At 61.0% G+C, this 25,700-nt stretch carries 27 protein-coding genes and 1 pseudogene; 12 read left to right on the top strand and 16 right to left on the bottom strand.

Annotated elements, in window-relative coordinates; translation table 11 throughout:
* Positions 1–3: 3 nt before the first annotated feature.
* From ACZZ0Q_RS07160 to ACZZ0Q_RS07150, 3 genes are read right to left on the bottom strand one after another with little or no spacing between them, the layout of a single operon-like run.
* Complete coding sequence (locus tag ACZZ0Q_RS07160) at positions 4–1,092, bottom strand: M20/M25/M40 family metallo-hydrolase (RefSeq protein ID WP_463539584.1); 1,089 nt, start codon at positions 1,090–1,092, stop codon at positions 4–6.
* Positions 1,093–1,105: 13 nt separating this feature from the next.
* Positions 1,106–3,730, bottom strand: coding sequence for a DNA ligase D (gene ligD, locus ACZZ0Q_RS07155; protein ID WP_463560404.1), 2,625 nt, complete (start codon positions 3,728–3,730; stop codon positions 1,106–1,108).
* Between the two features lie 36 nt (positions 3,731–3,766).
* Positions 3,767–4,006: a hypothetical protein gene (locus ACZZ0Q_RS07150; protein WP_463539585.1), complete on the bottom strand. Its 240-nt coding sequence runs from the start codon at positions 4,004–4,006 to the stop codon at positions 3,767–3,769.
* A 283-nt stretch (positions 4,007–4,289) separates the two neighbouring features.
* Between ACZZ0Q_RS07150 and ACZZ0Q_RS07145 the strand changes: the two genes are divergently transcribed.
* Entirely contained in the window at positions 4,290–4,472 is a 183-nt protein-coding gene (locus tag ACZZ0Q_RS07145) for a con-10 family general stress protein (RefSeq protein WP_122493733.1), read from the top strand.
* Positions 4,473–4,569: 97 nt separating this feature from the next.
* Positions 4,570–5,841: a cytochrome P450 gene (locus ACZZ0Q_RS07140; protein WP_463539586.1), complete on the top strand. Its 1,272-nt coding sequence runs from the start codon at positions 4,570–4,572 to the stop codon at positions 5,839–5,841.
* Between the two features lie 10 nt (positions 5,842–5,851).
* Here the strand turns inward: ACZZ0Q_RS07140 and ACZZ0Q_RS07135 are convergent, their stop codons facing one another.
* The 5 genes from ACZZ0Q_RS07135 to ACZZ0Q_RS07115 form a co-directional block, all read right to left on the bottom strand.
* On the bottom strand, positions 5,852–7,663 hold the full coding sequence (locus tag ACZZ0Q_RS07135; protein ID WP_463539587.1) for an ABC transporter ATP-binding protein: 1,812 nt from the start codon (positions 7,661–7,663) through the stop codon (positions 5,852–5,854).
* Positions 7,660–8,802: a beta-glucosidase gene (locus ACZZ0Q_RS07130; protein WP_463560402.1), complete on the bottom strand. Its 1,143-nt coding sequence runs from the start codon at positions 8,800–8,802 to the stop codon at positions 7,660–7,662. Before ACZZ0Q_RS07130 ends, ACZZ0Q_RS07135 begins: the two co-directional genes overlap by 4 nt.
* 9 nt (positions 8,803–8,811) lie before the next feature.
* Positions 8,812–10,044, bottom strand: a complete 1,233-nt coding sequence (glf, locus tag ACZZ0Q_RS07125) for a UDP-galactopyranose mutase (RefSeq protein WP_463539588.1) — start codon at positions 10,042–10,044, stop codon at positions 8,812–8,814.
* Positions 10,032–11,219, bottom strand: coding sequence for a glycosyltransferase family 1 protein (locus tag ACZZ0Q_RS07120; protein WP_463539589.1), 1,188 nt, complete (start codon positions 11,217–11,219; stop codon positions 10,032–10,034). The genes glf and ACZZ0Q_RS07120 overlap by 13 nt, the downstream gene beginning before the upstream one ends.
* A gap of 231 nt (positions 11,220–11,450) precedes the next feature.
* On the bottom strand, positions 11,451–12,335 hold the full coding sequence (locus tag ACZZ0Q_RS07115) for a manganese catalase family protein (protein ID WP_463539590.1): 885 nt from the start codon (positions 12,333–12,335) through the stop codon (positions 11,451–11,453).
* A 278-nt stretch (positions 12,336–12,613) separates the two neighbouring features.
* Between ACZZ0Q_RS07115 and ACZZ0Q_RS07110 the strand changes: the two genes are divergently transcribed.
* Positions 12,614–13,123, top strand: a complete 510-nt coding sequence (locus tag ACZZ0Q_RS07110; RefSeq protein WP_122493740.1) for a DUF892 family protein — start codon at positions 12,614–12,616, stop codon at positions 13,121–13,123.
* Complete coding sequence (locus ACZZ0Q_RS07105; protein ID WP_463539591.1) at positions 13,120–13,422, top strand: DUF2061 domain-containing protein; 303 nt, start codon at positions 13,120–13,122, stop codon at positions 13,420–13,422. The genes ACZZ0Q_RS07110 and ACZZ0Q_RS07105 overlap by 4 nt, the downstream gene beginning before the upstream one ends.
* Positions 13,423–13,438: 16 nt before the next feature.
* On the opposite strand, the gene ACZZ0Q_RS07100 is transcribed toward ACZZ0Q_RS07105, so the two are convergent.
* Together ACZZ0Q_RS07100 and ACZZ0Q_RS07095 are read right to left on the bottom strand one after the other, a co-directional pair.
* Positions 13,439–14,320: a glycosyltransferase gene (locus ACZZ0Q_RS07100; RefSeq protein WP_463539592.1), complete on the bottom strand. Its 882-nt coding sequence runs from the start codon at positions 14,318–14,320 to the stop codon at positions 13,439–13,441.
* Positions 14,321–14,451: 131 nt separating this feature from the next.
* Positions 14,452–14,769 carry a DUF7693 family protein gene (locus ACZZ0Q_RS07095; protein WP_463539593.1) on the bottom strand — a complete coding sequence of 106 codons (318 nt, stop codon included), beginning with the start codon at positions 14,767–14,769 and terminating at the stop codon, positions 14,452–14,454.
* A 177-nt stretch (positions 14,770–14,946) separates the two neighbouring features.
* Here ACZZ0Q_RS07095 and ACZZ0Q_RS07090 point away from each other — a divergent pair, with 177 nt between their 5' ends.
* Positions 14,947–15,330, top strand: a complete 384-nt coding sequence (locus ACZZ0Q_RS07090) for a cupin domain-containing protein (RefSeq protein ID WP_463542219.1) — start codon at positions 14,947–14,949, stop codon at positions 15,328–15,330.
* A gap of 12 nt (positions 15,331–15,342) precedes the next feature.
* Here the strand turns inward: ACZZ0Q_RS07090 and ACZZ0Q_RS07085 are convergent, their stop codons facing one another.
* The 3 genes from ACZZ0Q_RS07085 to ACZZ0Q_RS07075 form a co-directional block, all read right to left on the bottom strand.
* Positions 15,343–15,918, bottom strand: a complete 576-nt coding sequence (locus tag ACZZ0Q_RS07085) for a PIN domain-containing protein (protein ID WP_463539594.1) — start codon at positions 15,916–15,918, stop codon at positions 15,343–15,345.
* Positions 15,915–16,382, bottom strand: a complete 468-nt coding sequence (locus ACZZ0Q_RS07080; RefSeq protein WP_463539595.1) for a helix-turn-helix domain-containing protein — start codon at positions 16,380–16,382, stop codon at positions 15,915–15,917. The genes ACZZ0Q_RS07085 and ACZZ0Q_RS07080 overlap by 4 nt, the downstream gene beginning before the upstream one ends.
* 143 nt (positions 16,383–16,525) lie before the next feature.
* Positions 16,526–17,848 (bottom strand): MFS transporter, encoded by a 1,323-nt coding sequence (locus ACZZ0Q_RS07075; RefSeq protein ID WP_463539596.1) that lies wholly within the window; start codon positions 17,846–17,848, stop codon positions 16,526–16,528.
* A gap of 273 nt (positions 17,849–18,121) precedes the next feature.
* Between ACZZ0Q_RS07075 and ACZZ0Q_RS07070 the strand changes: the two genes are divergently transcribed.
* Together ACZZ0Q_RS07070 and ACZZ0Q_RS07065 are read left to right on the top strand one after the other, a co-directional pair.
* Entirely contained in the window at positions 18,122–19,216 is a 1,095-nt protein-coding gene (locus ACZZ0Q_RS07070; protein ID WP_463539597.1) for a sugar diacid recognition domain-containing protein, read from the top strand.
* Positions 19,217–19,324: 108 nt separating this feature from the next.
* On the top strand, positions 19,325–20,473 hold the full coding sequence (locus ACZZ0Q_RS07065) for a glycerate kinase (RefSeq protein WP_463539598.1): 1,149 nt from the start codon (positions 19,325–19,327) through the stop codon (positions 20,471–20,473).
* 1 nt (position 20,474) lies between these two features.
* Here the strand turns inward: ACZZ0Q_RS07065 and ACZZ0Q_RS07060 are convergent, their stop codons facing one another.
* Positions 20,475–21,128, bottom strand: a complete 654-nt coding sequence (locus ACZZ0Q_RS07060) for a glutathione S-transferase (protein ID WP_463539599.1) — start codon at positions 21,126–21,128, stop codon at positions 20,475–20,477.
* A gap of 144 nt (positions 21,129–21,272) precedes the next feature.
* Between ACZZ0Q_RS07060 and ACZZ0Q_RS07055 the strand changes: the two genes are divergently transcribed.
* The 5 genes and pseudogenes from ACZZ0Q_RS07055 to ACZZ0Q_RS07035 all read left to right on the top strand — a co-directional run bounded on the left by ACZZ0Q_RS07055 (position 21,273) and on the right by ACZZ0Q_RS07035 (position 23,953).
* Positions 21,273–21,836, top strand: coding sequence for a TetR/AcrR family transcriptional regulator (locus tag ACZZ0Q_RS07055; RefSeq protein WP_463539600.1), 564 nt, complete (start codon positions 21,273–21,275; stop codon positions 21,834–21,836).
* Between the two features lie 101 nt (positions 21,837–21,937).
* Positions 21,938–22,444: an ankyrin repeat domain-containing protein gene (locus ACZZ0Q_RS07050; protein WP_463539601.1), complete on the top strand. Its 507-nt coding sequence runs from the start codon at positions 21,938–21,940 to the stop codon at positions 22,442–22,444.
* Positions 22,445–22,516: 72 nt separating this feature from the next.
* A complete protein-coding gene (locus ACZZ0Q_RS07045) occupies positions 22,517–22,798 on the top strand; it encodes a peptidylprolyl isomerase (protein ID WP_108097253.1) in 282 nt (93 codons plus the stop codon).
* A gap of 216 nt (positions 22,799–23,014) precedes the next feature.
* Positions 23,015–23,344, top strand: a pseudogene (locus ACZZ0Q_RS07040) (DUF2025 family protein); the annotation flags it as partial.
* A 207-nt stretch (positions 23,345–23,551) separates the two neighbouring features.
* Positions 23,552–23,953 carry a VOC family protein gene (locus ACZZ0Q_RS07035; RefSeq protein ID WP_463539602.1) on the top strand — a complete coding sequence of 134 codons (402 nt, stop codon included), beginning with the start codon at positions 23,552–23,554 and terminating at the stop codon, positions 23,951–23,953.
* Between the two features lie 74 nt (positions 23,954–24,027).
* On the opposite strand, the gene ACZZ0Q_RS07030 is transcribed toward ACZZ0Q_RS07035, so the two are convergent.
* Positions 24,028–24,603 carry a phage infection protein gene (locus ACZZ0Q_RS07030; RefSeq protein WP_463539603.1) on the bottom strand — a complete coding sequence of 192 codons (576 nt, stop codon included), beginning with the start codon at positions 24,601–24,603 and terminating at the stop codon, positions 24,028–24,030.
* Positions 24,604–24,817: 214 nt separating this feature from the next.
* Positions 24,818–25,672, bottom strand: a complete 855-nt coding sequence (locus ACZZ0Q_RS07025; protein WP_463539604.1) for an FHA domain-containing protein — start codon at positions 25,670–25,672, stop codon at positions 24,818–24,820.
* Positions 25,673–25,700 lie beyond the last annotated feature (28 nt).

Below are 25,700 nucleotides of genomic sequence, written 5' to 3'. Positions count from 1 at the left end.
GACTTACGCCGCGGCGGGCGCGGTCAGGTAGGCCACCAGGGTGTCGGCGCACGCGGTGATGGCGCCGTCGAGGACCATTTCGTAGCCATGGGTGTTTTCGGTGGGAATGGCCAGGCAGCCGGCTTTCGCTACGGTGCCCTGCCCCATCACCGCGCTGGCGTCGGAGGCGAAATCCACCAGCAGGGCGAACTGTGGCGTGTAACCGCAGCGCTCGGCGGCGTGAGCCAGTTCGGTGGCAACGCAGCGGGTGTAGTAGCCCTTCTGATCACCCGTGTTGATGATCGGATTTACGCTCAGCTCGGTGCCGTATTCGTCCACCACCGGGCCGACTTCAATGGCAATCGCCACGTCGCACGGCAAGGTGGCGGCGGCATAGGCGGCGCCCGCGTTGCTCTCTTCTTCCAGGGTGGTGAATACGAAGTACACCGGGCGGGTGAGCTCGCCCCGGCGCTCGGCAAGCGCTTGCGCCGCTTGCAGCACGGCCGCCACCGGGGCGCGGTCGTCCATGAAGTGCGCGGCCAGGGCGTCGTTCACCCGCCAGGGGCTGCGCCACTGTTTGCTCAGCACCACGCGCACGCCGGGCCGCACGCCCAGGCGATTCAAGGCTTCCGGCGACTGGCGGGTGATCACGTGCACATCGGCCCATTTCACCGCGCCGCTTTGCACGTCTTTGCCTTGCAGCGAGCCGCTGGTTTCGTGCATCGAGCCAAACGACAAAACCCCCGGCAGCAGGCCCTCGTCGGCCATGATCTCGACCGGGCACATGCCGAAATTCACCGGGTTGGCGCCGCCCAAGGCGATCACGCGCAAGGTGCCGTCGGGCTCCACACGTTTGACCACCATGGCGATTTCATCCATGTGCGCCATCACGCTCACGCCATGTTCAGGAGCAGCGCCGGCGCAGGCGGCTGCGCCAATCACGCCGAGCACGTTGCCGGCCGAGTCGACCCACGCGTCTTCGCAGTGGCGTTGCAGTTCTTCCAGGCAGATGGCGCGCACTTCGTCTTCCTGGCCGCCAGGGCCGCGCGCGGCAAGCAAGCGGGTGAGCAATTGCTGCTCGCGCTGGAGCGAATCGTGGGTGTGGTCAGTCATGCGGCAGTCCTTGTTACTTCATGCCCAGACGCTTGCGCATCTGCGCGGTAATGGTTTGTTTGACCTTGTCGTAGCCTTCCCACGGATCGTCGCCCAACTCGCCGAGGCGTTCGTGCAAGTTATGGATGGTCCATTGGTTGGCGCTTTTCAGCTCGAAGATTTCATCGCGGTAAATGGGCACCGACACCGGCAGCCCTTCACGCGTGCGCACGGCGTAGGCGCCAATGGTGGTGGCCCCCCGGCTGTTACGCAGGTAGTCGATAAAGATTTTGCCGATGCGGTTTTTCGGCCCCGACACGGCAGAAAAACGGTCCGGCATCAGGTGCGCCATGTGCTGCACGATGCGCTGGCTAAAGTTTTTCACCGCCTCCCAGCTGTCTTTCGGCTTGAGCGGCACCACCAGGTGAATGCCTTTGCCGCCGCTGGTTTTCAGGAATGATTTCAAGCCCAGTTCATCGAGCAAGGCCTGGGTCAGCTGCGTGGCTTCGACCATGGCTTTCCACGGCAGGGCCGGGTCCGGGTCAAGGTCGAGCACAAAGCGGTCGGGGTGCTGGAAGTCGGCCGAGGTGGCGTTCCAGGTGTGCAGTTCGATGGTGCTCATTTGCACGGCACCAATCAGCGCTTCCGGGTTGTTGATCATCATCACTGGCTGGCCGGCAAATTCCTTGCCCATGGATTCAATGCCCGGAATCGCCAGCTTTTCGGCGTTCTTCTGAAAGAACAACTCACCGGCGATGCCTTCCGGCGCGCGCACCAGCGCCACGGGGCGATGCAGCAGGTGCGGCAGAATCCACTCGGCGACGCTGGCGTAGTACTCGACTAACTGCATCTTGGTCGAGCCGCTGCTGGCGTCGATGACGCGCTCGGGGTGGGTGATGCGGATCTGCTCGTTGCCTTTGGTCACAGCCAGCTTGGCTTTGGGTTTGGCTTGCGCTTTGGGTGTGGCCGCAGCCTTGGCTTCTGGCTCGGCTTTAGCGGCGCCTTTGCTTTTGCCTTTGGCGGGCGGCGCTTTGGGGGTTTCTTCGGTGATCTGTTCAGCCGGTTTGTCGTTACGCAGGCCGTGGAATACCGCGTGGCGCACCGAGCCGTCGCGGGTCATTTCGGCATACGCCACCTCCGCCAGCAGCGAGGGTTTCAGCCAATGCACGCCGCGAAATTCCGAGCCGGTTGGCGGGTTGGCGAAGGCCGGTTTTTTCACTTCCAGGGGGGTGAGCTGCGCATGCACGGTGGCCAGGGTGCGCTCGTTAAAGCCGGTGCCGACCTTGCCGGCGTAGCGCAACTCGCCGCTGTCTTTGTCATGCAGGCCCAGCAGCAACGCGCCAAAAGCACTGCGGCTGCCTTTGGGTTCGGTGAAGCCGACGATGACGAATTCTTGCCGGTGTTTGCACTTGAGCTTGATCCAGTCATCGCTACGCCGGCTGACGTAGCGACTGCCCACGCGCTTGCCGATCAGCCCTTCTAGTTGCATTTGGCACGCGCTGTTGAGCATGGCTTCGGGGGATTCTTCAAAGTCGGCGGAGAAGCGCACCACTTCGTCTTCGCTGCGTTCGAGCACCTGCTCCAGGGCGGCGCGGCGCTGTTCCACCGGCACGTCGCGCAGGTCCATGCCGTTGAGGTACATGAGGTCGAACAGGTAGTAGACGATGGCGCCACTGGCCCCGCTCTCGAAGGCGTTTTGCAGCGCTTGGAAATCCGGGTTGCCGTGTTCGTTGGCGACGATAATTTCGCCATCCAGCCAGGCTGATTCCAGGCCCAGACTGGCCACGGCCTCGGCCTGGCGTGGCATTTTCGCGGTCCAGTCGTGACCGCTGCGGGTGTACAGGCGCACATCGCCGTCTTGCACGCGGGCGAGGATGCGGTAGCCGTCGAATTTGATTTCGTAGCGCCATTCGCCGCCCGGCGGGGTTTCCACCAGCGTCGCCAGCTCCGGTTTGATGGTCTCGGGCATCGCCGCTTTCACGGCGCCGCTGAGGGTGGCACCTTTTTTCGACGCCGCGCGCTTGGGCTTGGCCGGCTCGCTGGCCACGGGTTTGGGCTCAGCCGCTTTGCCCTTGGCGCCGCGCTTTTTCGGCACGATGGTGCGGTCGCTCAGCACGCTGTCCGGCTGGGCTTGGACGATGTCGTAGTCGGCTTCGGGCTTGGCGGCTTCGTCTTGATGCTTGATCAAAAACCACTGCTCTTTGGCGCCCTGCATATGGGTGCGCACCAGGTTCCATTGGCCGCTGAGTTTTTCGCCTTCAAGCTCGAACTTCAGCCGGCCTTTTTCGTACCCGGCCACGGGGTCGCCGACGGGTTTCCAAATGCCGCGATCCCAGACAATCACGTCCCCGGCGCCGTAATGCCCTTCCGGGATGCTGCCCTCGAAGGTGGCGTAGTCCAGCGGGTGGTCTTCAACATGCACAGCCAGACGCCTGACCTTCGGGTCCAGGCTCGGCCCTTTGGGCACCGCCCAGCTTTTCAGCGTTCCTTGCAGCTCCAGGCGAAAGTCGTAGTGCAGGCGCGTGGCGTCGTGTTTCTGAATGCAGAACTGCAGCGCATGCTCGGCGCTTTTTTTCGCGCCGGAGCGCTTGGCGCCGCTGGGTTCGGGCGTGGCATCAAAGTCGCGCTTGCGGTTGTATTCGTCGAGTGCCTTGGCCATAGAACAATGTCCGTTTATGCAGGGGCGCCGCCGCCGTCAGGGGCGCTTGTTCAGCTCGCGTTCAACCTCGCGGTTTTTCTCTTCGAGCTGTTCGGCGTCGCGTTCTTTGTTCTTGATCGAGGTCGGCGTGATGACCTTGTCGACGTCTTCGGTTTTCGGATTTGGCTGTTGGAGAACCGCCTCGTCGTCCGGCAGTGTTTGGTTGGTTTGCGCTTGCGGCGAATTGATCGGGTTGGCGGTTTTATCAGCCGGCGCGTGGCCTCGGTTGTCGCTCATGGCGGGTGTCCTTTTATCGGTCGCTGTTAAGGGTGCAGACGCAACGCGCGCCGCTTTAGTTCAGCCGTTTTCATACGGCCAGCGCAGCGGCACACGGCATCTTGATATCGTTTTAGCGTCGCCAACCGCCGCTGATATCGAGCTGAAATTGAAATAATATCTGTTATTTATCAATGACTTATTGTTCAAAAAAGCCTGAACCTTCGCAAACGGCAGTGGACAGAATTCATGTGGGGGCCAAACGGCTTCGCACACCTCGACTGCTAAATTAGGAGTGATGAAAATGACCACTAAAAGCACCGGCAACAGCAACCCAGGTAACTTCGCCAACGACCGCGAGAAGGCATCCGAAGCGGGCAAAAAAGGCGGCCATAACAGCGGCGGCAACTTTGCCAACGACCGTCAGAAAGCCTCCGAGGCTGGCAAAAAAGGCGGCCAAAACAGCCACGGCGGTGGACGTAGCTAAGGCTATCGCCGTGTGAGAAAGGGGGCCTGGATTCCAGGCCCTTTTTTGTTGGACGTTTTTTGCAGGTTTTGTTTGATTGCTGGCCACGGTGATGCCAATGAACATGCCCCGGTTGAAGCAGTTGGAAAGCACCCTCGCCCTGCTGCGCGACGGTTACGAATTTGTCAGCAATGGCTGCCGCCAACTCAACTCGCCGGCCTTTGAATGCCGGCTGATGTTGCAGCGCACCTATTGCCTGCAAGGCCGCGAGGCGGCCACGTTGTTTTATCAAAGCCCGCACCTGTGCCGCACCAACGCCGCGCCGCGTGCGCTGGTGCGCACCTTGTTCGGCAAAGGCGCGCTTCAGGGCCTGGACGGGCCCCGGCATCGGGCGCGCAAGCACGTGTTTATCGGCTTGCTAACGGGTGCGGAAGGCGAGCGGCTGGTGAGCGAAATCGATCGTCATTTAAGTCGCGCGATGCGCCAGTGGGCACAGGACGGCAGCGTGGACGTACTGCCCGCCATGCAGACCGTGCTGTATGAAGCGGTGGCCCGCTGGGCAGGATTGCCAGAGCGGGAGATCAGTGCCGGGCATCAACACCAGTTGGTGACGTTGATTTCCGGCGCAGGCAGCAAAGGCGTTAAACATTTTCAGGCTGGGCTGGCCCGCAGGACCGCCGAGCATTGGGCAGCCGGGTTGATTCGCCGGCAGCGGGACGATGCCTCGGTGGCGTCCAAAGGCAGCCCGTTCGATGTGATCGCCCGCTTTCAGGAGCCCGGTGAGAAACACGTCCCGGCGCGAATTGCCGCCGTCGAGTTGCTCAACTTGCTGCGGCCGGTGGTGGCGGTGAGTTACTTCATTCTGTACGCCCTGGTGGAACTGGCGCGGCACCCGCATTGGCTGCCGCGCGTGGCGCACGAGCCACAAGCGCTTCACGGTTTCGTTCAGGAGGTACGGCGCCTGTACGCGTTCTTTCCGTTCGTGGCCGCGCGGGTGACCCGCGACTTTGTCTGGAACGGCCTGCGCTTCGTTAAAGGCGCACGGGTGATGCTTGATCTGTATGGCAGCAACCGCAACACCGACAGCTGGAAGCAACCGGAAATGTTTGATCCAGAGCGCTTCAACAATGTGCACCTGGACCCCTTCACACTCATTTCCCAAGGCGGCGGCGATGCCCACACCGGCCATCGCTGTGCCGGCGAGTGGCTCACGGTGGCGGTGATGGAAACCGTCGTTCGGGCTTTCGCCACCCGCCTCAGCTATCACGCACCCGTACTGAAAGAAACGCCGTGTCGTGATCGTTTTCCGATGGCCTTCGGCCGGCCGTTCGTGCTCACCGATATGGTGCTCAGTGAGCCGTATCACAGCGCCCACGACGTAGCGGTGTAGCGTGGCTGGCTCAGCGCTTGGCGACGTCCGGTTCGGCCACACCGGCCGGGTCGCGCCCCTCTTTAAAACCGGCCGCCTGAATGCTCCACAACGCGGCAAACGTACCGCCGAGCAAGCGCAGGTGTTCCGGCGGACCGTCTTCAACGATGCGCCCTTTTTCCAGCACCACCACGCGGTCGAAGTTGGCCAGGGTCGACAGCCGATGGGCCACCGCCAGCACGGTGCGGCCCTGCATCAGGTTAGCGAGCGCGGCCTGAATTTCCGCTTCGGAATGGGTGTCCAGCGCCGAGGTGGCTTCATCCAGAATCAGGATTGGCGCGTTCTTGACGAAGGCGCGGGCGATGCCCAGACGCTGGCGCTGACCACCGGAAAGCATCACGCCGCGCTCGCCCACAGGCGTGTCGTAGCCCTGGGGCAATTCACGAATAAACGCATCGCAAAAGGCGTGACGCGCGGCATCGATGACTTCTTCATCGGTCGCCTCGGGCCGTCCATAGCGGATGTTGTCGCGAATGCTGCGGTTGAACAACGCGGTCTCTTGCGGCACCACGGCCATGCGCGCGCGCAGGCTGTCCTGGCTGACTTCGCTGATGTCTTGGCCGTCGATCATCACGCTTCCGCCCTGCACATCGTCAAGGCGTTGGATGAGGCTGATAAGCGTCGACTTGCCCGCGCCCGAGGGGCCGACGATGCCGACTTTCTGGCCCACCGGAATATGCAGGTCGAAGCCGTCGAAAACCTTACGCCCATCGGGGTAGCTGAAGGTCACCTGACGGAATTCGATATCGCCGCGCGACAACGCCAGTTGTGGTTCGGGGTCATCAAGTTCGTGGGGCTGCACGATGATGCGCAGGGTGTCATCGATTGCGCCGAGCTGCTGCGTGGTGTCCACCAAGGCCAAGGCCAGGTCACGAGAGCCATGCAGGATGCGGAACGTCAGGGCGCTGACCATCACCACATCACCCGCCGTCACCGTGCCGGCCAGCCACAGCTGAATGGCCCAGATCAGCATGCCGCCGGCCATCAACGACAAGCAGATGTCGTGGATCACGCGGGCCTTTTCAAGGTACATCCAGCTCCGGCGTTGGGCACGGGCTTCCAGGCCGATTTCTTCGGCCAGGCGCTGTGCTTCGCGGTCACGGGCGGAGAAGGCTTTGATGGTCCAAACGTTGGAGACCACGTCCACCAGCTCACCGCCGACCCGCGCCGCCTGAGCAGCAAAGCGTTGGTGTTTACTGCGGCCACGAATGCCGAACGAAACGATCAATACGCCCACTACCGCGACAAACCCGATCAGCGCCCAGGCCATTTGCCAATGCACCGTGAACAGCACCAGCACGGCGCCCGCGAAGTCGACACACGGCGGCATGATCTTCCAGGCCAGCCCGCCATAGATGGCACCCGCTGCCTGGCCGGTGGCCGATATGCGATTGCCCAACGCGCCCGCGTAGTGCTGGGCGAAATAGCGCATGGGGTGACCGGTGAGGTGGCGGAACAGGTCGACGCGCAGGTCCACGCAACTGGCCACCACCGTGCGACAACCCAGCCACCCGCCGAGGCGCCAGAACACGTTTTCGATCACGATCAGGCCAATAAACACGCTCAGTGGAAACCACACATCGGCGTGCTGGCGGTCGCTGGTGGCCATGGCATCCACCAGCAGTTTCATGCCGTATTGCACCGCCACCGCGCAGCTGCCGGCGCCCACGATCAATAAAAACATGCCGCCGAAATGCCAAGGGCGGCGACGCACGTAGTGGGCGAGAAAGGCGACCGGGCGCCCCGGTAACGGCACCTCGTCGGCAGTAGGTCGGCGGTTCATGCGTGCTCCACTAGTTGACGCTGCAAGGCAGCGAACTGGGCCTGTTGGAAGTGCAGCTCATCGGCCAATGGTTGGCACAGCGGGCGCTCGCCCTGGGCGTTGGCAAAGCCGAACAGGCCCACTTCGCAATGGCGGTCGTCGGTCCAGCCGGGGTAGTCGAGTACCGGGTACAAACAGATGCCCTCCATGGGAATGCCGCGCTGCATGGCCAGGCGCACCTGCTCACACACGTAGCGCAGCCAGTCGGCGCGCAAGTCGCCTTCAGCGCCGGTTTCAGCCACCAGTAAGGGCCGTCGATAACGCTGGTACACCTCGGCCAGCATGCCGCTGAACGGGCGATACAACGGTTCGCCACGCCAGAGGGTGCCGCCGCCGGCGAACCACTGGTTGTTGTTGTAGAAATTCACCCCAACGATGTCCAGGTACTCCGGTTTGCCGCCAAGCCCCGGCCACTGTTTTCCGGCGAGCATGTCCCAGGCCTGGAACTGCGAGAGCCGATAGCGCTCGGCGTCTTCCTGCTCGGCGGCGCTGCTGCCACGGGGCACCACGTGAATAATCGGGTCGACTTGCACGAAGCGCGCACGCGGTTCCACTTCACGAATGGCTTCGATGGCGGCAATGCTCGCGCGCACCAATTGATGCTTGAGCTCATCGCCACGGCCTTCACCCAAGGGCTCGAAGTACGCCACTTCACCGCCGGCCCATGACCAGAACGACATTTCATTCAGCGGCGAATAAAACGGCACGGCGTCGCTGTGGTCGCGAATCACCCGTGCAGCCGCTGCCGCAAACTGAGCGAAGCGCTCCACAAACTGTGGGCGCCAAATGTCGATGTCGTCCGGCCAGCCGTAGTGACACAAATCCCAGATCACCTGCACGCCCGCCTCGTTCGCGGCTTTGAGCTGCGGCAGAAAACTCGACCAGTCGTACTGCCCCGGCGTGGTTTCGATCAGGTGCCAGCGCAGGCCATCGCGCGCACCGCGAATGCCGTGGGGTTGCAGTGCGGCGAAATCGCTGGCGGCCCAGCGGTCATGGCCGGTGCCGTGCAACAGGTCGAGCCGTCGCCCGTCCTGGCGCCGGTGGGTGGAGCATTCAAAACCGCCGAGGAAAAAACTGCTGAACAGCGAAGGTACATGCATCGTCCGTCCTCATCGCACCTGCTGGGCCAGCGGTTCGCTCTGCTCAGCGCGCGCATGGGCGGCCGCCTCGCGATGGGCTTCCTCGATCCGCTGATACAACGCCAATGCCTGCCCCACCACCTGGTCCATGTTGTAGTACTTGTAGGTGCCGAGCCGACCCACAAAGGTCACGCCCGGTGTCTCGGCCGCCAAGCGTTGGTAGCGCTTGTACAGCTCGGTGTTTTTCTGACACGGGATAGGGTAGTAAGGATCGCCGTCGGCGGACGGGTATTCGTAGGTGATGCTGGTTTTCGCGTGCTGTTGGCCGGTCAGGTGTTTGTATTCGCTGATGCGCGTGTACAGCACATCTTCGGCCGGGTAGTTGACGGTGCCCACCGCCTGGAAGCATTCCTGGTCGAGGGTTTTGTGTTCAAAGGTCAGCGAGCGATACGGCAGTTTGCCGAAGCGGAAGTCGAAATATTCGTCGATGGGGCCGCAGAAAATCAGGTGATCGTATTCCACCTCGTCACGCACTTCGCGGTAGTCGGTGTTGAGCATGACCTTGATGTTCGGGTGATTGAGCATGCGCTCGAACATGCGCGTGTACCCGTGCAGCGGCATTTGCTGGAAGGTGTCGCCGAAGTAGCGGTCGTCGGTGTTGGTGCGCGTGGGGATGCGCGCAGTCACTGATTTATCCAGCTGCGAAGGGTCCAGCCCCCACTGCTTGCGGGTGTAGCCGCGGAAGAATTTTTCGTATAGCTCGCGGCCGATCTGGTTGATCACCACGTCTTCGCTGGTGCGAATGTCTTCGACACGCTCGGCGCGGCCGGCCAGGTACTCGGCCGCTTGTTCATCGGTTTCCAGGCTCAGGCCATACAAGGCATTCAGCGTGGTGCGGTTGATGGGAATGGGCACTTGCTGGCCGTCCACCGCCGCCAGCACGCGGTGCTCGTAGGGGCGCCACTGAGTGAAGCGCGACAGGTAGTCGACGATGCGCTGCGAGTTGGTGTGGAAAATATGCGGGCCGTAGCGGTGCACCAGCACGCCCGCTTCGTCGTAGTGGTCGTAGGCGTTGCCGCCGATGTGCGGGCGGCGGTCCACCACCAGCACGCGTTTGCCCAGGCCTGCGGCCAGGCGTTCGGCGAGCACGCTGCCGGCAAAACCGGCACCCACTATCAGGTAATCAAAACCGTGGCGGCGCGGCTCGGTGGCGTCATCATTGCTGGGTGGGGCCAGAAAGCTCTCGGGAATCAACGAAGGCATTTGATCATCTCCTGCATGGACGCCTGGGTGTGATCCCAAGACATGTCGCCGAGCACACGGTCGGCATCGGTTAAAAACGTCTCGCGGTCGGCGCCCAGTTCCAGCGCCTTCTCACAGGCCGCGACAAACTCCTCGGCCGTGGCGGCAATCAGCACTACGCCGCTGTCGCCGTAACCGCTAACCACATCGGCAATCGGCGTAGACACCACGGGGCAGCCGCCGGCCAGGTACTCGGGGGTTTTGGTCGGGCTGATAAACCGGGTGGATTCGTTCATAGCGAACGGCATCAGGGCGACGTTCCAGCCGGCGAGATAGCCCGGCAGTTCGTCGTAGGTTTTGCCGCCCAGGTAATGAATGTTGTCGCGCTTGGGCAGGGTTGCCGGGTCGATTTTCACCACGGGGCCGATCATCACGAACTGCCATTCGGGGCGCAGCGCGGCGATTTGGTCGAGCAGGTCGATATCGAAACGCTCGTCGATCACGCCGTAGAAACCGAGGCGTGGCGCGCCCAGGCCGGCCTGGTCTGGCGGGTTGTTCTGGAATTTGCGCGCGGCGGCGAAATGCGCCACATCGACGCTGCTGGGAAAGGCATGCACGTTCGGGTGCAAGGTGTGTTTGGCTTTCCAGATGCTGAAGCCGCCGGTGAATACCACGTCCGCACGTTCGAGCAATTGCTGTTCGCGCTCGACCAGTTCGGGCGGCGCACCACGAAACGCCGAGAGCTCATCCATGCAGTCGTAGACCACCACGTTGGCTTTGAGGTGGTCGGCAAAGGCCAGGCTCATTGGCGTGTAGTACCAGACCAGCAGGTCTTCGACGCCCAGCTTGCCGAGGTAGTCGTCGAGCAGATAACGCAGCGCGGTGTGGGTGCGCTGCTCGTCGAGCCCGGCCGGCAGGCGTGGCACCAGCACTTGCACGCCCTCCTCGTCTGGCCGCACTTCGAGCCACGGCGAGACTTCATCGGTGGGTACCGGCTCTTCAAAAAACAGCACGTTGTACTCGCGGGCGAACCGCGACATAAGGTGCTGCGGACGCTGGTAGACGAAGCTCCAGCGCAAGTGCGAAAGGCACAACAGCGTGGGTATGAGTGGGTCGAAAACCACGACCGGTTCGGTCGCGATATGCGGGTGATGCGATTTGCCAATTGGCTGCTGTGAGGGTCCTGCCCAGCTCATAGTTTCCATCTCCGTGCCGCGGTCCATGCGTGTGCGCAACGCTCTGGCACCGCCGTTTCGCTTAAAAAATGGCCATTCGAAAAATGGATTGACCGATGTTCGAGGGTTCAACTGATCGAACACGCCATCCATCGCCCGTTTGGTTTGGCGTTGGCACGCGCGAAATGCAGGCGTCGTCAGCCATGCAGCGCGCAAAAAAAAGGCCCACGTCAACCGTGGGCCTCGACACACTCAACTGTCTTTTTTGTAGGCCGCGCCCATGCCCAGATCGGCGCCGGTGAGCGGGTCGGCCGATGGGTCTGATGCCGTGCGCAACGCCATCTGCTCAACCGTGGTGAGCTGCTTGGTAGGCAGATCCACCGTGGCCATGCCATCGCCGCCATCAACGGCCGGTGCCGGCGACTCGACGAATTCCCACTCATCGCCCTGGTTCCACGAACCGCGCTGGTCGCCTTCGCCTTGCGACAGGTTGTAGTAAACGCTGACGTACTCGGGCACGCCCGGCAGTTTCCCTTGCGGGAAGTTGGGCTGAATGCTGTGCAGGGCTTTTTCGAATGACTTCTGGTGCGCCAGCTCGCGCGTCATCAAAAAGCCCAGCGCATCTTTAATGCCGGGATCATCGGTGACGTTGATCAGCCGTTCGTAAACAATCTTCGCCCGTGCTTCGGCGGCGATGTTGGAACGGAAATCTGCGGTGGGTTCGCCGATGGTGTCGATGTACGCAGCGGTCCACGGCACGCCGGCCGAGTTGGTCAGCGCCGGGCCACCGCCGTACAGCAGCGAGGTGATGTGCGAGTCGTTGCCGCCGCCTGTTAGCGAGCGATACAACTCGGCTTCCTGTTCGATGCCTTCGGCCAGATCGCCCTTGGCGCCTTTGTTCAGCATGCCGACGATAGAGCCGATGATTTCGAGGTGGCTGAGCTCTTCGGTGGCGATGTCGAGCAGCAAGTCTTTGCGCCCTGCATCGTCTTCAGCCAAGCCTTGCGTGAAGTAACGCATTGCGGCTGCCAGCTCGCCTTGCGGCCCCCCAAATTGTTCCAGCAGCAGGTTGGCCAAACCTGGGTTCGGCGCGCCGACGCGCACCGTATATTGCAGCCGCTTGTTGTGTACGAACATGGTGATTTTTCCTCTCACGGTTAACGTGTTCAGTCCATTTCCATTGCTCCTTGGCATGGGACGTTTTCATTGCCCATGACGTAAATGAGGGGAGTGGCGCGAAGAAGGTTCAGGCAGTTTTTTTCACTTTCCGGCTCGCTTGTAAAACCTCGCAAAGCCCCGCCGCTTCGCTTGTTCAGCGTTTTTACGAGACTGCATAAAGAATTTGAACCGACGCGAAAATGCCACGCTCCCAAGTAAGGACTGACCTAAACCGGATCACTTCAGGAGAGTGGAAAATGGCGACAAAACTGGAAAATCTTTTGGACTGGCTGCGCGACGCTCACGCCATGGAACAACAAGCCGAACAGATGCTGACCGCACAAGCGTCGCGCCTGGAGAATTACCCCAAACTGCGCACCCGCATCGAAAAACACATCGAAGAAACCCGAGGCCAAAAACAGCTGCTCGAAGAGGCGCTGAAAAGCCTGGGCGGCGAAGCGTCGACGCTAAAAGACATCGGCGGCAAGTTGATGGCGTTCGGGCAAGCCGTGGGCGGCATGGCCATGAGCGATGAGGTGATCAAGGGCGCGATGTCGGGCTATGTATTCGAGAACCTGGAAATTGCCACGTACACCGTGCTCATCGCCGCCGCTAAAGCGGCCGGTGCGAAGGAAGTGCAACAGGCCTGCGAGAAGATTCTGCCGCAGGAAATCGCCATGGCCGATTGGCTCAGAGAGCATTTGGACGAGCTGACTCAGGCGTTCCTGGACCGCTCTGAAGCACCAGGGCTGGAAGCCAAACGATGAAATCCATTTTCCAGCACGGCTGTTGCGCACCGCGCGACACTCAAGCGCCGCTGGCAAAAACCCTGTCGTTCGCGGTGCTGCATTTCAGCATCGCGTTCACAGTGGCGTACCTACTAACCGGAAGCGTATTGACCGGCGGATTGATCGCCCTGATCGAGCCGGCTTGCAACACAGTGGCGTTCTATTTTCACGAGCGCTTGTGGCTGCGCCGAGGCGCAGCGGTAAACCGCGAGCAAGGGCACGGTCACGGCAATTTGAGCGGATTGTTGGGCGGTCAGGGGCGGGAACAACAACGCTGACCGCCCTGCTTTTTCATCACTTCCTCGAGTGGGCGGCCTGCGGTTTGAACAAGCCCAAGCGCTGCCACCAATGCTTGGGCCGCGTGACCTTGTTGCCCGTGTACGTTTTCTGCGAGTACTTGGGAAATGGCCCGAACACCTTGGCCATGCGGTAGGCGTCCAGGTTGTAACCGGCCTCCAGCGCCTGCTGGTAGTAACGATCAAACAGCACTTGCAAGTCTGCACGTGGATGCGGCATCACGGTTCCGTCGAACCAATGCGTACCGCCTTCGCGCTGCAACCGTTCGAAAGACAGCGCATGGGAAAACTGAGTGCCCATGTCTGAATAATGAAGAATCTTGATCTGGTCGATGGGCGAGTTCTCGCCGTCGATGTTGTTGTATTGCGTGTCGAACGGCTGAATCACTTGCGGGTTTTTCTTGTAGTACTTCTTCAGTTGCTGATGGATTTCCGGCTTGCTGCGTAGTTCATCGATTGGCGGCAGATGGTCACGCGCACCCGCGCAGTCCCACATCGATACACAGAAGCGCCACGACTGCTCGCCGCCCTTGGCCATGACCACTTTGCCGGGCTCGAACGGCGTGTTCCAGATTTCCGCCAGGTCGCAGAGCACGATGACGTCGGTGTCCATGTAAATGGCTTTGCCTTGGTACTCGCAGAACGCCGGAATGCCCCAACGGAAGCCGGAAAATGGCGTGGTCCAGGCTTCGGTGCGCCAGCCCTGCTGCGCTTGCGGGTCGGAAAACCAAAAGCTCTGCGGGTCGCGTGACAGTTGCATCCAATGGATATCCACCGGCTGCGAGCAGTGTTTACGGATGCTGTAATCCAGCACCATCATTTGCTCGAGGTCGCAGTCGTTTGGATCGCAGCCCACAAATACCCGAATGGTTTCGGTCATTCCCATGCTCCTTGCTTACCGGTCGTACGTGCCGGAATGTTGCGTGAAAAACCTGGTGTCGCCTTTCAATATAGAGGCTGCTCTGTGACGGTCGTGAGCCAGTTCCGCCCGACGGTAGCGTCGCCGTTCGCTCAACATTCGCGCAGCTGGCGCTCTAGTTGTTCGCGTTCCCAACGGCTGAGCAAATGAATCGGGTCGGTGCCGTAGCGGGCCCAAGTGTCTTCGTTGACGGTTCGGCCATCGGGTGCGGTGCAGCCTACGCAATGGTCCAAACTGCCGCTTTCGTTGAAAACGGTAAGCTGCCAGCTTTCCACATTCACAGTGAACGCGCCGAATTCCAACTCACGCCAAGCCGGCCCGCCGCCACGACTTATAGACCGCACGCCGAGGGCGACGTCTTTGAGCAGTTGATACACCTCGCGGGCGCTAAGCGGCGGCAGTGTGGGCATCGGGCTTCCAACCTGACAGAAAAACAGCCGCACCATTTACCATTTATTGGCGGCGGCGAGCAGTCCCCGCTTAGGATTTTTTGCTTGGCGGTGGTTTCGCAACCAGGGCACTGCGCCACAGCGTGAACAGACACCTGCATGTCTCGCCCAGACAATTTCCCCGGCACGTTGCGCTCTATGGTGGGGCCTTCTTCCCTACCGCTGGAGCTAACCGTGGCCAACCCACCGATTACTGTATTGCGCGAAACCCAACCGATGCCCGTTGTGGATGCCTGCAAATGGGAGCGCATCGAGGGCGATCCGCATACGGTGAATCTCAACGCATACACCTCCGATGACGGCAGCAAAATCATGGGCACGTGGATCTGCACACCGGGCAAATGGCGTGTCGAGTACGTGAAGTGGGAGTACTGCCATTTCCAGGAAGGCTACTGCGTGATCACGCCCGACGGCATGGCGCCGATCCACCTCAAAGCCGGCGACATTTTCGTGGTGGAGCCGGGCATGAAAGGCACGTGGGAAGTGGTGGAAACGGTGCGCAAGTATTTTGTGTTTGCCTAACCGGCCGTGTCGCTAGAAGAGCATCTGAAAGCGCACCAGGCGTTTGACCGTTTGAGTGAGGCCCTGGCGCAGCAGTAAATCGAAATAGGCCTGCACTGTGAACGGTGGGTTTTTCAGGGAGCGAAAATGCTGTTGCGCAGCACCGAGCACGGCCGCTTGATCGAGGTCGGCGAGGTCAGCAATAAATTCGTCCGGGTGCACGGCTTCGATGTCATAGGCCGCGAGCGCATGGGCGGGGAAATCCTTCAGGTTGAAGGTCACCACCACGTCGGCGTTGCAACGGATGGCAGCTGCCAGCACGTGGCGGTCGTCGGGGTCGGGTAGTTGCAGACCCGCACATAAGCGTTGATAACCACGCACCACCGCATCGGGAATGGCGGCGTCCATTAATTGCGAGGTTCGGTTTACTTGTTCAGGTGAGATATCCGAACGGTCTTTCAATAGATTGCGCTTCCATTCTTCATGAATCTGCTCAGTCCAGCGCGCGCGGAACAAGCCGGACAACCCCAGCCACATTAGCAAGTCCCTTAATGGGGCTGGGTACAACACGTTGGCATCAAACACTGCGGTAAACGGCGAGCATCTCATTCATATCCCATACGCAGCTCCTGCGCCTGTTGGGCCAACGCATCCATTGCGGCGGCACTGAGTTGGTCACGCTTGGTTTTGTAAGCCATGAGATCGGCGAACAACACCCGGCGGTGACGTCCGGTTTTGGTGAACTTGAGCTCGCCATTCTCTAGCATCTTCACCAGGTGCGGGCGCGACACATTGAGCATGTCAGCCGCTTCCTGGGTGGTCAGCTCGGCGTGGATGGGCACCACTCTCACGGCATTCCCCGACGCGAGCTCACCGAGAATATCGACCAGCAAACGCAGCGCCGAGGTGGGCAATTCCACCGTGTGGGCGTTGTCGTCTTTGTCGAAAATTTCGATGCGCTGGGTCTCGTGGCCGGTTTCGAGATAAGCCGCGAGCGTGCGCTGCCCTTGCACGGCTGCGGCAACTTCACGCTCGGCTGGCGGCAGCGTGCTTTTCACATCGGCGTGGGTCATGGCAAAGCCTCCGAATCGCTGGATTTACAACACGAAGAGGAGGCTATTCGAAACAAACGAAAAACGCAATAAACGAAACGAGCAAATGTTTGCCGCCTCTTCTAGCGAGCGACATTGCATCGCCCGCTGTTGTTTCTGGCCGCTTACGCCGTCGCGGGCGGGCCTTTCGCCGGCCGGCTAACACGCAAGGCAACCACGCTGCCCACCACCGTCAACGCCGCCAGGCTGTAGAGCGCCGCATCGGTGGAGCCGGTCTGGTCTTTGATCCAGCCGACGATATACGGACTGAGAAAGCCCGCCATCTGGCCAATCGAGTTGATCAATGCCAGAGCGGCTACCGCCACGCTGGCGCTCAGGAACGCCGTGGGCAGCGGCCAGAACATCGGCAGCCCGGTCAGCGCGCCCATGGTGGCGATGGTCAGGCCCAGAATGGCGATGACCGGCACTGCGGCGAAATTGGCGGCAATCACCAGGCCGATGGCGCCCATCCACATCGGTATCACCAAGTGCCAACGCCGCTCGTTGCGCAGGTCTGCCGAGCGGCCGACCAGCAGCATGAAAATGCCCGCCATCAGGTACGGCAACGCGCTGATCCAGCCGATCACCAGCGCATCGCTGAAGCCCAGGGTTTTGATGATTGAGGGCAGCCAGAAGTTGATCGCGTACACGCCGCTTTGGATGCAGAAGTAGACAAAGCCCAGCACCCACACGAAGGGCATTGTCAGCACCGACAACGCGGAAACATTGGCTTGCACAGGACGGCTGCGGTCGTCGAACGCGATGTCTGCCGCCACGCGGGCGCGTTGTTCGGGCGACAGCCAGCGCGCGCTTTCGGCGTTGTCGCACAGCAGCACAAACGCCAAGGCGCCGAGCAGCACGGTGGGTACGCCTTGAATCAGGAACATCCACTGCCAGCCAGCCAAGCCGCCCTGGCCCGCCGCGAAGTGATTGAGAATCCAGCCGGAGAACGGCCCGCCGAGCAAACCGGATACCGGAATCGCCGACATAAACAGCGCCATGATTCGCCCACGGCGCTGGTTCGGGTACCAGCGCGAGAGGTACAGCACGATGCCAGGGAAAAAGCCCGCCTCGGCCATGCCGGTGAGAAAACGCAGCACGTAGAACTCGATGGGCGTGGTGACGAACAGCAGGCAGGTGGAGAACACGCCCCAGGTGATCATCATCAGGCCAATCCAGCGCCGTGGCCCGAAGCGGCTCAGCGCCAGGTTGCTGGGCAAACCGCACAGCACATAGCCAATAAAGAAGATGCCAGCGCCAAACCCGTACACGGTTTCGCTGAAGCTCAGGGCGTCGAGCATTTGCAGTTTGGCAAAGCCCACGTTGACGCGGTCGAGGTAGTTGAACAGGTAGCAAATAAACAGGAAGGGAATCAGGTGCAGCGTGACGCGACGGTAGACGTGATCGCCTTCAACGTCGCCCACATCGCGAATCGAGGGGGTAGGCATGGGATCATTCCTCTGTGCTTTGTTGTTGTATGCAAACTCTGCTGGTCGCCGGTGCTAGGGGCGTCTCGAGCTTAGTGATTTGGGCGTAACAGGGCTTTGGGGCTTTGCACCCATTTGCCGACGATTTTCTGTGTGCGCGCACAAAACGTTGGCGACTTTTCTCGAGTTTTTAGGGAAACCAGCCGGTTCACCTCGCAGCCTTTGGCACCCAGAACAATTCGACCGGAGCAGTTGTTGTATGGTTGCCCAACTGTTTTTCTCGGGGCCAGCGGCATGTTCGAACTCACTCATCAATTGGCGCAGAACATCGTTGACCGGGCGATGGCCATTCTTCCTCACAACGTCAACGTGATGGACAGCCAAGGGCTGATTCTGGCCAGCGGCGAGCCGAACCGTATCAATACTCGGCACGAAGGCGCGCAGTTGGTGTTGGCCAACCACCGCATTGTCGAGCTGGACGAGCAAGCCGCGCGCACGCTCAAAGGCGTGCAACCGGGCATCAATTTACCGCTCATGCACGACGAGCAACTGATCGGCGTACTCGGTATTTCTGGCGATCCACAGGCGCTGCGCACTTACGCCGAACTGGTGCGCATGACGGCCGAAATGCTCGTCGACCAAAGCCGCATCCAGGCCGAACAGCAATGGCGCAAAACCCGCTGCGATGATTTGTTGGCGGTGATGCTGGGCGAAACGGGCGGCTCGCAACGGCTGATCGACGAAGCCCACCAGCTTGGCCTTAAACCCCATCTGAGCCGCACGCCGCACCTGATCGAAATTGCCGACGGACAAAGCTCGACCGAACTCGCCGATTGGCTGCGCAGCCAATACGCCGACAGTTGGTGCAGCGCGCCGGCGCCGCACACGGTGCTGTGGTGCTGCCCGGTCGGCATCGAGCCCACACGGTTTGCCGAGCGTCTGAAAAGCCAAGGCTGGACGCTGCAACGCATGGCCTCGGGCATGCCTTGCAGCGACGTGCATGCCTTGCGCCGTTGCTGCCACCGCATCGCCGAACTGCTGGCGTACGGGCAGGCGGTGAAACCGTATCGGCAATTACTTTCGCTGACCCGTTGCCGCCTGCCAACGTTGCTCTGGACCCACCGCGCCGAAGACACGCTGAGCGAACTGTTGGTGCCGCTGCACAACATCGTCGCCCGCGATGGCAACGGCCAGCTCTTGCGCACGCTACGCAGTTGGTGCGAACACAACGGTCAGCCGCAGGCGTGTGCCGACGCGCTGGGCATTCATCGCAACAGCCTGCGTTATCGCATGGAGCGCATCACCGAGCTGACAGGCAAAGACCTCACCCGCCTGGACGACCTGGTGGAGCTGTACTTGGCCGTGCAACTAATGCCCAGCAGCGGCTGACTTTTTGTGTGCCTGCACAAACCACGTCGCGCTGCCTTGTAGCACCGGCCAAAGCGCGGCGCCGATAAAGCGTGCAAGCATGAACGCCCTCACCTGCCGGAGCCCGTTATGAAAATCGTCATCGCCCCCGACTCGTTCAAAGACAGCCTGAGCGCCGCTCACGCCGCCTCGGCGTTAGCGCGCGGGTTCCAGGACGTGTGGCCGCAAGCCGAGTTGGTGGAATGCCCAATGGCGGACGGCGGCGAAGGCACGGTGGACGCCATTCTTGCCGCGTTGCAAGGCGAAGCGCGCACCACGCGGGTAAGCGGCCCGCTGGGGCAACAGGTGAACGCACGCTGGGGTTGGCTGGCGCAATCACGCACCGCGATCATTGAAATGGCTGAAGCCAGCGGGTTGCAGCTGGTGCCGGTGGAGCTGCGCGATGCGCGCTTCAGTTCCACGCGCGGCACGGGTGAACTGGTGCTCGCGGCGCTGGATGCCGGCGCCCGCACAATCATTCTGACCATCGGCGGCAGCGCCACCAACGACGGCGGCGCCGGCATGTTGCAAGCGCTCGGGGTAAAGCTGCTGGATGCCGGCGGCCACCCAATCGGCCCAGGCGGCTTGCCGTTGTCGGTGTTAAGCATTCTGGACATCCAAGGGCTCGATGCGCGCCTGGCAGAAGTGCACGTCGAAGTAGCGGCCGACGTCGACAACCCGCTCTGCGGCCCCCACGGTGCTTCGTTCACCTTTGGCAAACAGAAAGGCGCCAGCGCCGAGCAGATCGAGCAATTGGATGCCGCCCTCGCCCACTTTGCCGATTGCGCAGCCGTGGCTTTGGGCACCGACCGTCGTGACGAACCGGGTGCCGGCGCGGCCGGTGGCATTGGTTTCGCCGCCAAGGCTTTTCTTAACGCCACCTTCCGGCCGGGCGTTGAAGTGGTAGCGGAGCTGACGGGGCTCGCGGAAAAAATGCACGGCGCCGATCTAGTGGTTACTGGCGAGGGTCGTTTCGACGCTCAAACCTTGCGCGGCAAGACGCCGCTCGGCGTAGCGCGGGTGGCCAAGCAATTGGATGTGCCGGTGATTGTGGTCGCGGGGACATTGGGGGACGGTTATGCAGACGTGTACGAGGCCGGCATCGACGCCGCGTTCTCGCTCGCCAGCGGGCCGATGACCTTGGAAGAAGCTTGCAAGCAAGCGCCCACGCTGTTGCGTGAGCGCGCTCGGGATATTGCTCGCCTGTGGCGTATCAGCGCGGCACAGGCGAGCCGTTAGGTTACGCGGGCTCGGACATGCTCACGCGGTCGCGCACGCTGGGCCGCTCCTGCATCTGCGCCCACCAGCCGCGAAGGGCATCCAGCTCGTGCGGAATTTCCAGTTCGAGCAGACCGGCAAATATCAACCCGCCAATCACCGTGATGTCGGCCATGCTGAACTGCTCCCCGGCCACAAAGGGCTGACCACGCAGCACCTGATCGAAATAGCGCATGCCGCAAAGCGCTTTGTCACGCTGGCGCAGGCCCCACTCCTCGTTCTGATACAGCTCAACCTCCGGCCCGAGACCGGGCGTGGCGTGGTGGAAATACACGCTAATGGCGTCGAGCAGCTCCAACTCGGCGCGCTTGCTCATCATATGAATCACGCCCATTTCCTTAGGGGTGCGGCCTGTCAGGCTTGGCGCGCCGTCGAGCGCATCAAGGTACTGAGTGATGGCCGTGCATTCGGCTATCAACGTGCCGTCTTCAAGTTCCAATACCGGCAACGTCCCGGAAAAGTTCTTGGCCAGGAACTCGGGCTTTTTGTGCATGCCTTTCCATAAATCCACGGATTCAAAGCGCACCTGCGCTTGCAGGTTTTTCTCTGCCAGAGCAATGCGAACGCGTGCGGGATAAGGGCCGGTGGGCCAGTCGTAAATTTTCAAAGCGGTCATGCTGCGATCTCCTACCTATCAATTGGTAGACAAACCTTAAGCTCGAAATTTCAGGCCGTCAACCTCTATCTATCAGTTGGCAGGTAAAGCTGATCCGGCTACCATTTCCCATCGACCATCACCTATTTACCGAGGGGAAACGCCGTGAGCGCAAACGCCCGGGAAGCCATTCTCGACGCCGCCAGATTAGCTGCGCAGGCCCATGGCTATAGCGGTTTAAATTTCCGCGATTTGGCCGCCACCGTCGGCATCAAGAGCGCGAGCATCCACTACCACTTCCCCACCAAAGCCGATTTGGGCGCGGCGGTGGCCGAGCGTTACTGGCAAGACACCGTCGCCGTGCTCGAAGACTTACTCGAGCAAACGGCCGATCCACTGGAAAGCCTGCGCCAGTACCCGAGTATTTTTCGCCGCTCGCTAGAGAACGAAAATCGCCTGTGCATGTGCAGTTACATGGCGGCCGAATACGACGACTTGCCAGAGCCGGTCAAAGCCCAGGTGCAAACCTTTGCCGATGTGAATATCGCCTGGCTGAGCAAAACCCTGACGGCGGCCGAAGTGGTCGGTGCCGAACACAGCGACCAGCGCGCTCGGTCGATCTACGCGGCCATTGCCGGTGCGCAGCTGGTGGCCAGAAGCCGTTCCGACATCGCGTTGTACGACGAATTGGTAGCGGGCTATCAACAGGCCGGCTTGCTACCGGCTTAAGGCGCGGGCAAAGCCATCGCAGCCATCAACTTTCTCAATAAGCTTCGCTGCGGCACGCCCTCTATGCTTCGCGCATTCCTACTTCTGCACGGAGCCGCACCATGACCGATACCGCCTCGCTTGATGACGAAACCCTGGCCTTCGCGGAGCGCGTATTTGATGCCGCCCGCGCCGGTGCCACCGAGGATTTGCAAGCGCTGCTCGGCCAAGGTTTGCCGCCAGACCTGCGCAACCACAAAGGCGATAGCCTGGTAATGCTCGCCAGCTACCACGGCCACGTGCAGACGGTGGCCATGCTGCTCGAACGCGGCGCCGACGCGGACCTGCGCAACAACAATGGTCAAACCCCGCTGGCCGGCGCCGTGTTCAAAGGCAATGTGCCGATGCTGGAGTTGTTGTTGGCTAATGGGGCAGATGTAGAAGGCGCGACACCAGACGGCAAAACCGCGCTGATGATGGCGGCGATGTTCAACCAAACCGCTGCAATTGACGTGCTGCTCGCCCACGGTGCCAACCGCGACGCCCGCGAACAAGGCGGGCTGAGCGCGCTGGATCTGGCGCAACGAATGAATGCTCCGTTGGCAGTGGAGCGGTTGCAGCGCGGGTAAAGCGTGCGCGCCAGCCTTGAATACGACGGCAAATCCGGTAGGCTCGTGGCCTTTCTCAGAGGAGTTCCTGCCATGCCTAAAGCCACCGCCCGCCACATCCTGGTTTCCACCGAAGCCAAGTGCAATGAACTGAAAGCTGCTATCGAAGGCGGCGCCGATTTCGCCCAGGTGGCCAAAGACAACTCGTCCTGCCCATCCAGCCGTGACGGCGGCAACCTCGGCTCGTTCGGCCCAGGCCAGATGGTTAAAGAATTCGACACCGTGGTATTCAGCGCTCCGGTCAACGTGGTGCAAGGCCCGGTGAAAACCCAGTTCGGCTACCACTTGCTGGAAGTGACCAGCCGCCAGGACTGATCCGCCCCCTAACGCCCTTGGTGCCGCTGCGCACCGAGGGCGTTTTTGTATCTGCTCTGCGTCCCGATAAAGCGACCGCAACGGTTCGCTGGCACCCACGAAGATGCAATGCGTTCGCATTGAGCTGCGCTTGACCCAAGGCAACGTCGCCCCGTAAAGGCCGCCGTATAACCGTGCGACCCGCGCCACCGCGCTTCTTTTGCCACGAGGTCGAGCATGAACACCACCCCATCAACCACCACCGCCGCCACCATTTGCGCCGCCGCAGACGAGCTGAAAGGCTTCGTCGGTTTCAACAGCAAAACCGGCCAGCACATCGTGCGTTTCAGCGAAGATTCCTTCGGCCTGGACGTCGTCGAAAGCAGCATCACGCCCACTGCCGAGTTCGTCTGGGTACAAGTCGACGGCGACGTGATGACCCTCAGCCGCGAATGTCTGCAACTGCTGTTCAACCAGAATATCGACGACCGCCTCAACCTCTCGCCCGCACTTCACGTGTACATGGGCCGCCGCGACTTACCGGAAATTCGCGCCGAGCGCCACCTGCAAAAAACCTGCAGCGGTGATTGCCAGAACGGCACCTGCAAGAACGGTCACAGCCATCACGACCATGCTGAACGCCTGTCTTCTACTACCCTTCTTTAACCGCGCGGAAATGGACCTACACGGTGACGCCCGGTCGATGCGTCGCCCCGGCAGTCGACCAGGGCGCAATCGCTGGCTCCAGCGAAGCGCCCTTTCAGGAGAACCCCTATGGTCCGCGACATCTTTATCAACCTTGCGGTTAAGAACCTGCCAAACGCCATCGCCTTCTTCACCCACCTGGGTTTCACCTTCAACCCGCAATACACCGACGACACCGCCACCTGCATGATTCTCGGCGAGCACATTTACGCCATGTTGCTCACCGAGGAGAAGTTTCAGGGCTTTACGCCCAAGGCCATCTGCAACGCCCATACCCACAGTGAAGTGCTGACCTGCATAGCCGTGGCCGACCGCGAAAAGGTCGACGACTTGGTGAGCAAAGCCCTGGCCGCCGGCGGACGCACGCTTGGCGACCCGAAGGATTACGGCTTTATGTACCAGCATTCATTTGAAGATCTGGACGGGCACATTTGGGAGCTGATCGCGATGCAAGAAGACGCAGTGGCGTGACGGTCGGCCTAAATCGCAGGCAACAAAAAGCCCGGCCAGTGCCGGGCTTTGAAGGGGGTAAAACCTGGCCGTCGTTAGGCCAGGGTATGAGCCTGCAGACGATCAGCACCGCCTTCAGCTACACGGTTGGTACGTTCAGCGCCGCCTTCGGCAACGGTGTTGGTACGGTCAGCACCGCCTTCGGCTACACGGTTGGTGCGTTCAGCGCCATTTTCGGCAACGGTGTTAGTACGGTCTGCACCACCTTCGGCGACTGTGTTAGTGCGGTCGGCACCACCTTCGGCAACGGTGTTGGTGCGTTCGGCGCCACCTTCAGCTACGCGGTTAGTACGTTCAGCACCACCTTCAGCAACGGTGTTGGTGCGCTCTGCACCGCCTTCAGCTACGCGGTTGCTACGTTCAGCGCCGCCTTCAGCTACACGGTAAGTACGCTCTGCACCACCTTCAGCCACACGGTTGGTACGTTCTGCGCCGCCTTCGGCTACGCGGTCAATCACCATGTAGCCGCCTTCGTCGGCGACACGGCGGTCGGCGCCGCTTTCGGCCAGAACGGTTTGCACGACTGCAGGGCTTGCAACAGCAGCGGCTTGAGCAGCTGGAACGGTGAACAGGCTAGCGATAAACAGTGCGGCGAATGCTTGAGATTTCATGGTGGTTGCTCCAGAAGATTGGGTGTGTAAGTGAGTACGGAGCCAATCTTACGGATCGCCAGTTGTTTAAAAAGTGAACGCTCGAGATAGCTATCATCGATGAGAATGATATTGCTGAAAAGGTTTGGCTATCAGCGAGTTATGCCCAACACCCGGCCTATCAAACGCAAAAAGCCCGAGCTTTTACGCTCGGGCTTTTGATGCAGCGGCGTGCTTACAGCAAGGTTTTGATCGCGAACGCAGCGCCGATAGCCAGGGCGAAGGCCAGCACGGCGATTAACACTTTGTTCACCGGCCGCGCTTCAACCACCGCTTCCTGCTGCGCACTGGCGGCGTTGGCGGTTGCCACTTTCAGCGGATTGACCGTCGCCGTCTGCACGCTCGGGCGAATCACCGTGGGCTTGGGCACGTTTAGCGCTGGCATAAACAGCGTCGCGTCTTCGTCATCCGATTGCGCCACTTCCACTTTCGGTCCGATCACCAACAGCGTGACCGAGCCCATGCGCACCTGATCGCCGGGTTGCAGCACGGCCATCGCCACTTTCTGATGGTTGACGAACACACCGTTGGCCGAGGCGAGGTCTTTAATCTCCAGCACTTCGTCTTTCAGGAAAAACTCAGCGTGGCGGCGCGACAATTCGAGGTCGCCAAAGCACATTTCGCACTTCACCGAACGGCCAAAGGTCATTGAGCCGGTGACGTGGAATTTGTGCCCTTGATGCTGCTCGCCAGTAATCACCTGCAAGAACCAGCGCGGCGCGGCAACCGGTTTGGGTTTGCTTTTGGCCGGATCGATAAGCGTCAGCTCCAGCTCGCCGAGTTTCACTTTATCGTCGGAGCGCAATTGATAGCGCGCCCCTACCCGCTCGCCATTAACGAACGTGCCGGCGGCGGTGCCGCAATCGGTGAGGTAGTAAAGGCCGTGATCCTGGCGAATTTCCGCATGGAAAGGGCTGATGTCGGCGTCGCTCAAAACCAGGTTGTTGCGGCTGTCCTGGCCGATGGTGAAACGCTCGTCAACCAACCAGATAGGCGCCTGACGGTTGTCGCTGAAATGAATCCTGAGCATGTGCGGCACGACCTTGAGAAATGACAAC

Source organism: Pseudomonas sp. AC070, from assembly GCF_979258635.1.
Note: the sequence above shows the minus strand (reverse complement) of the source record. Positions and strands in the feature narration are given on the sequence as shown.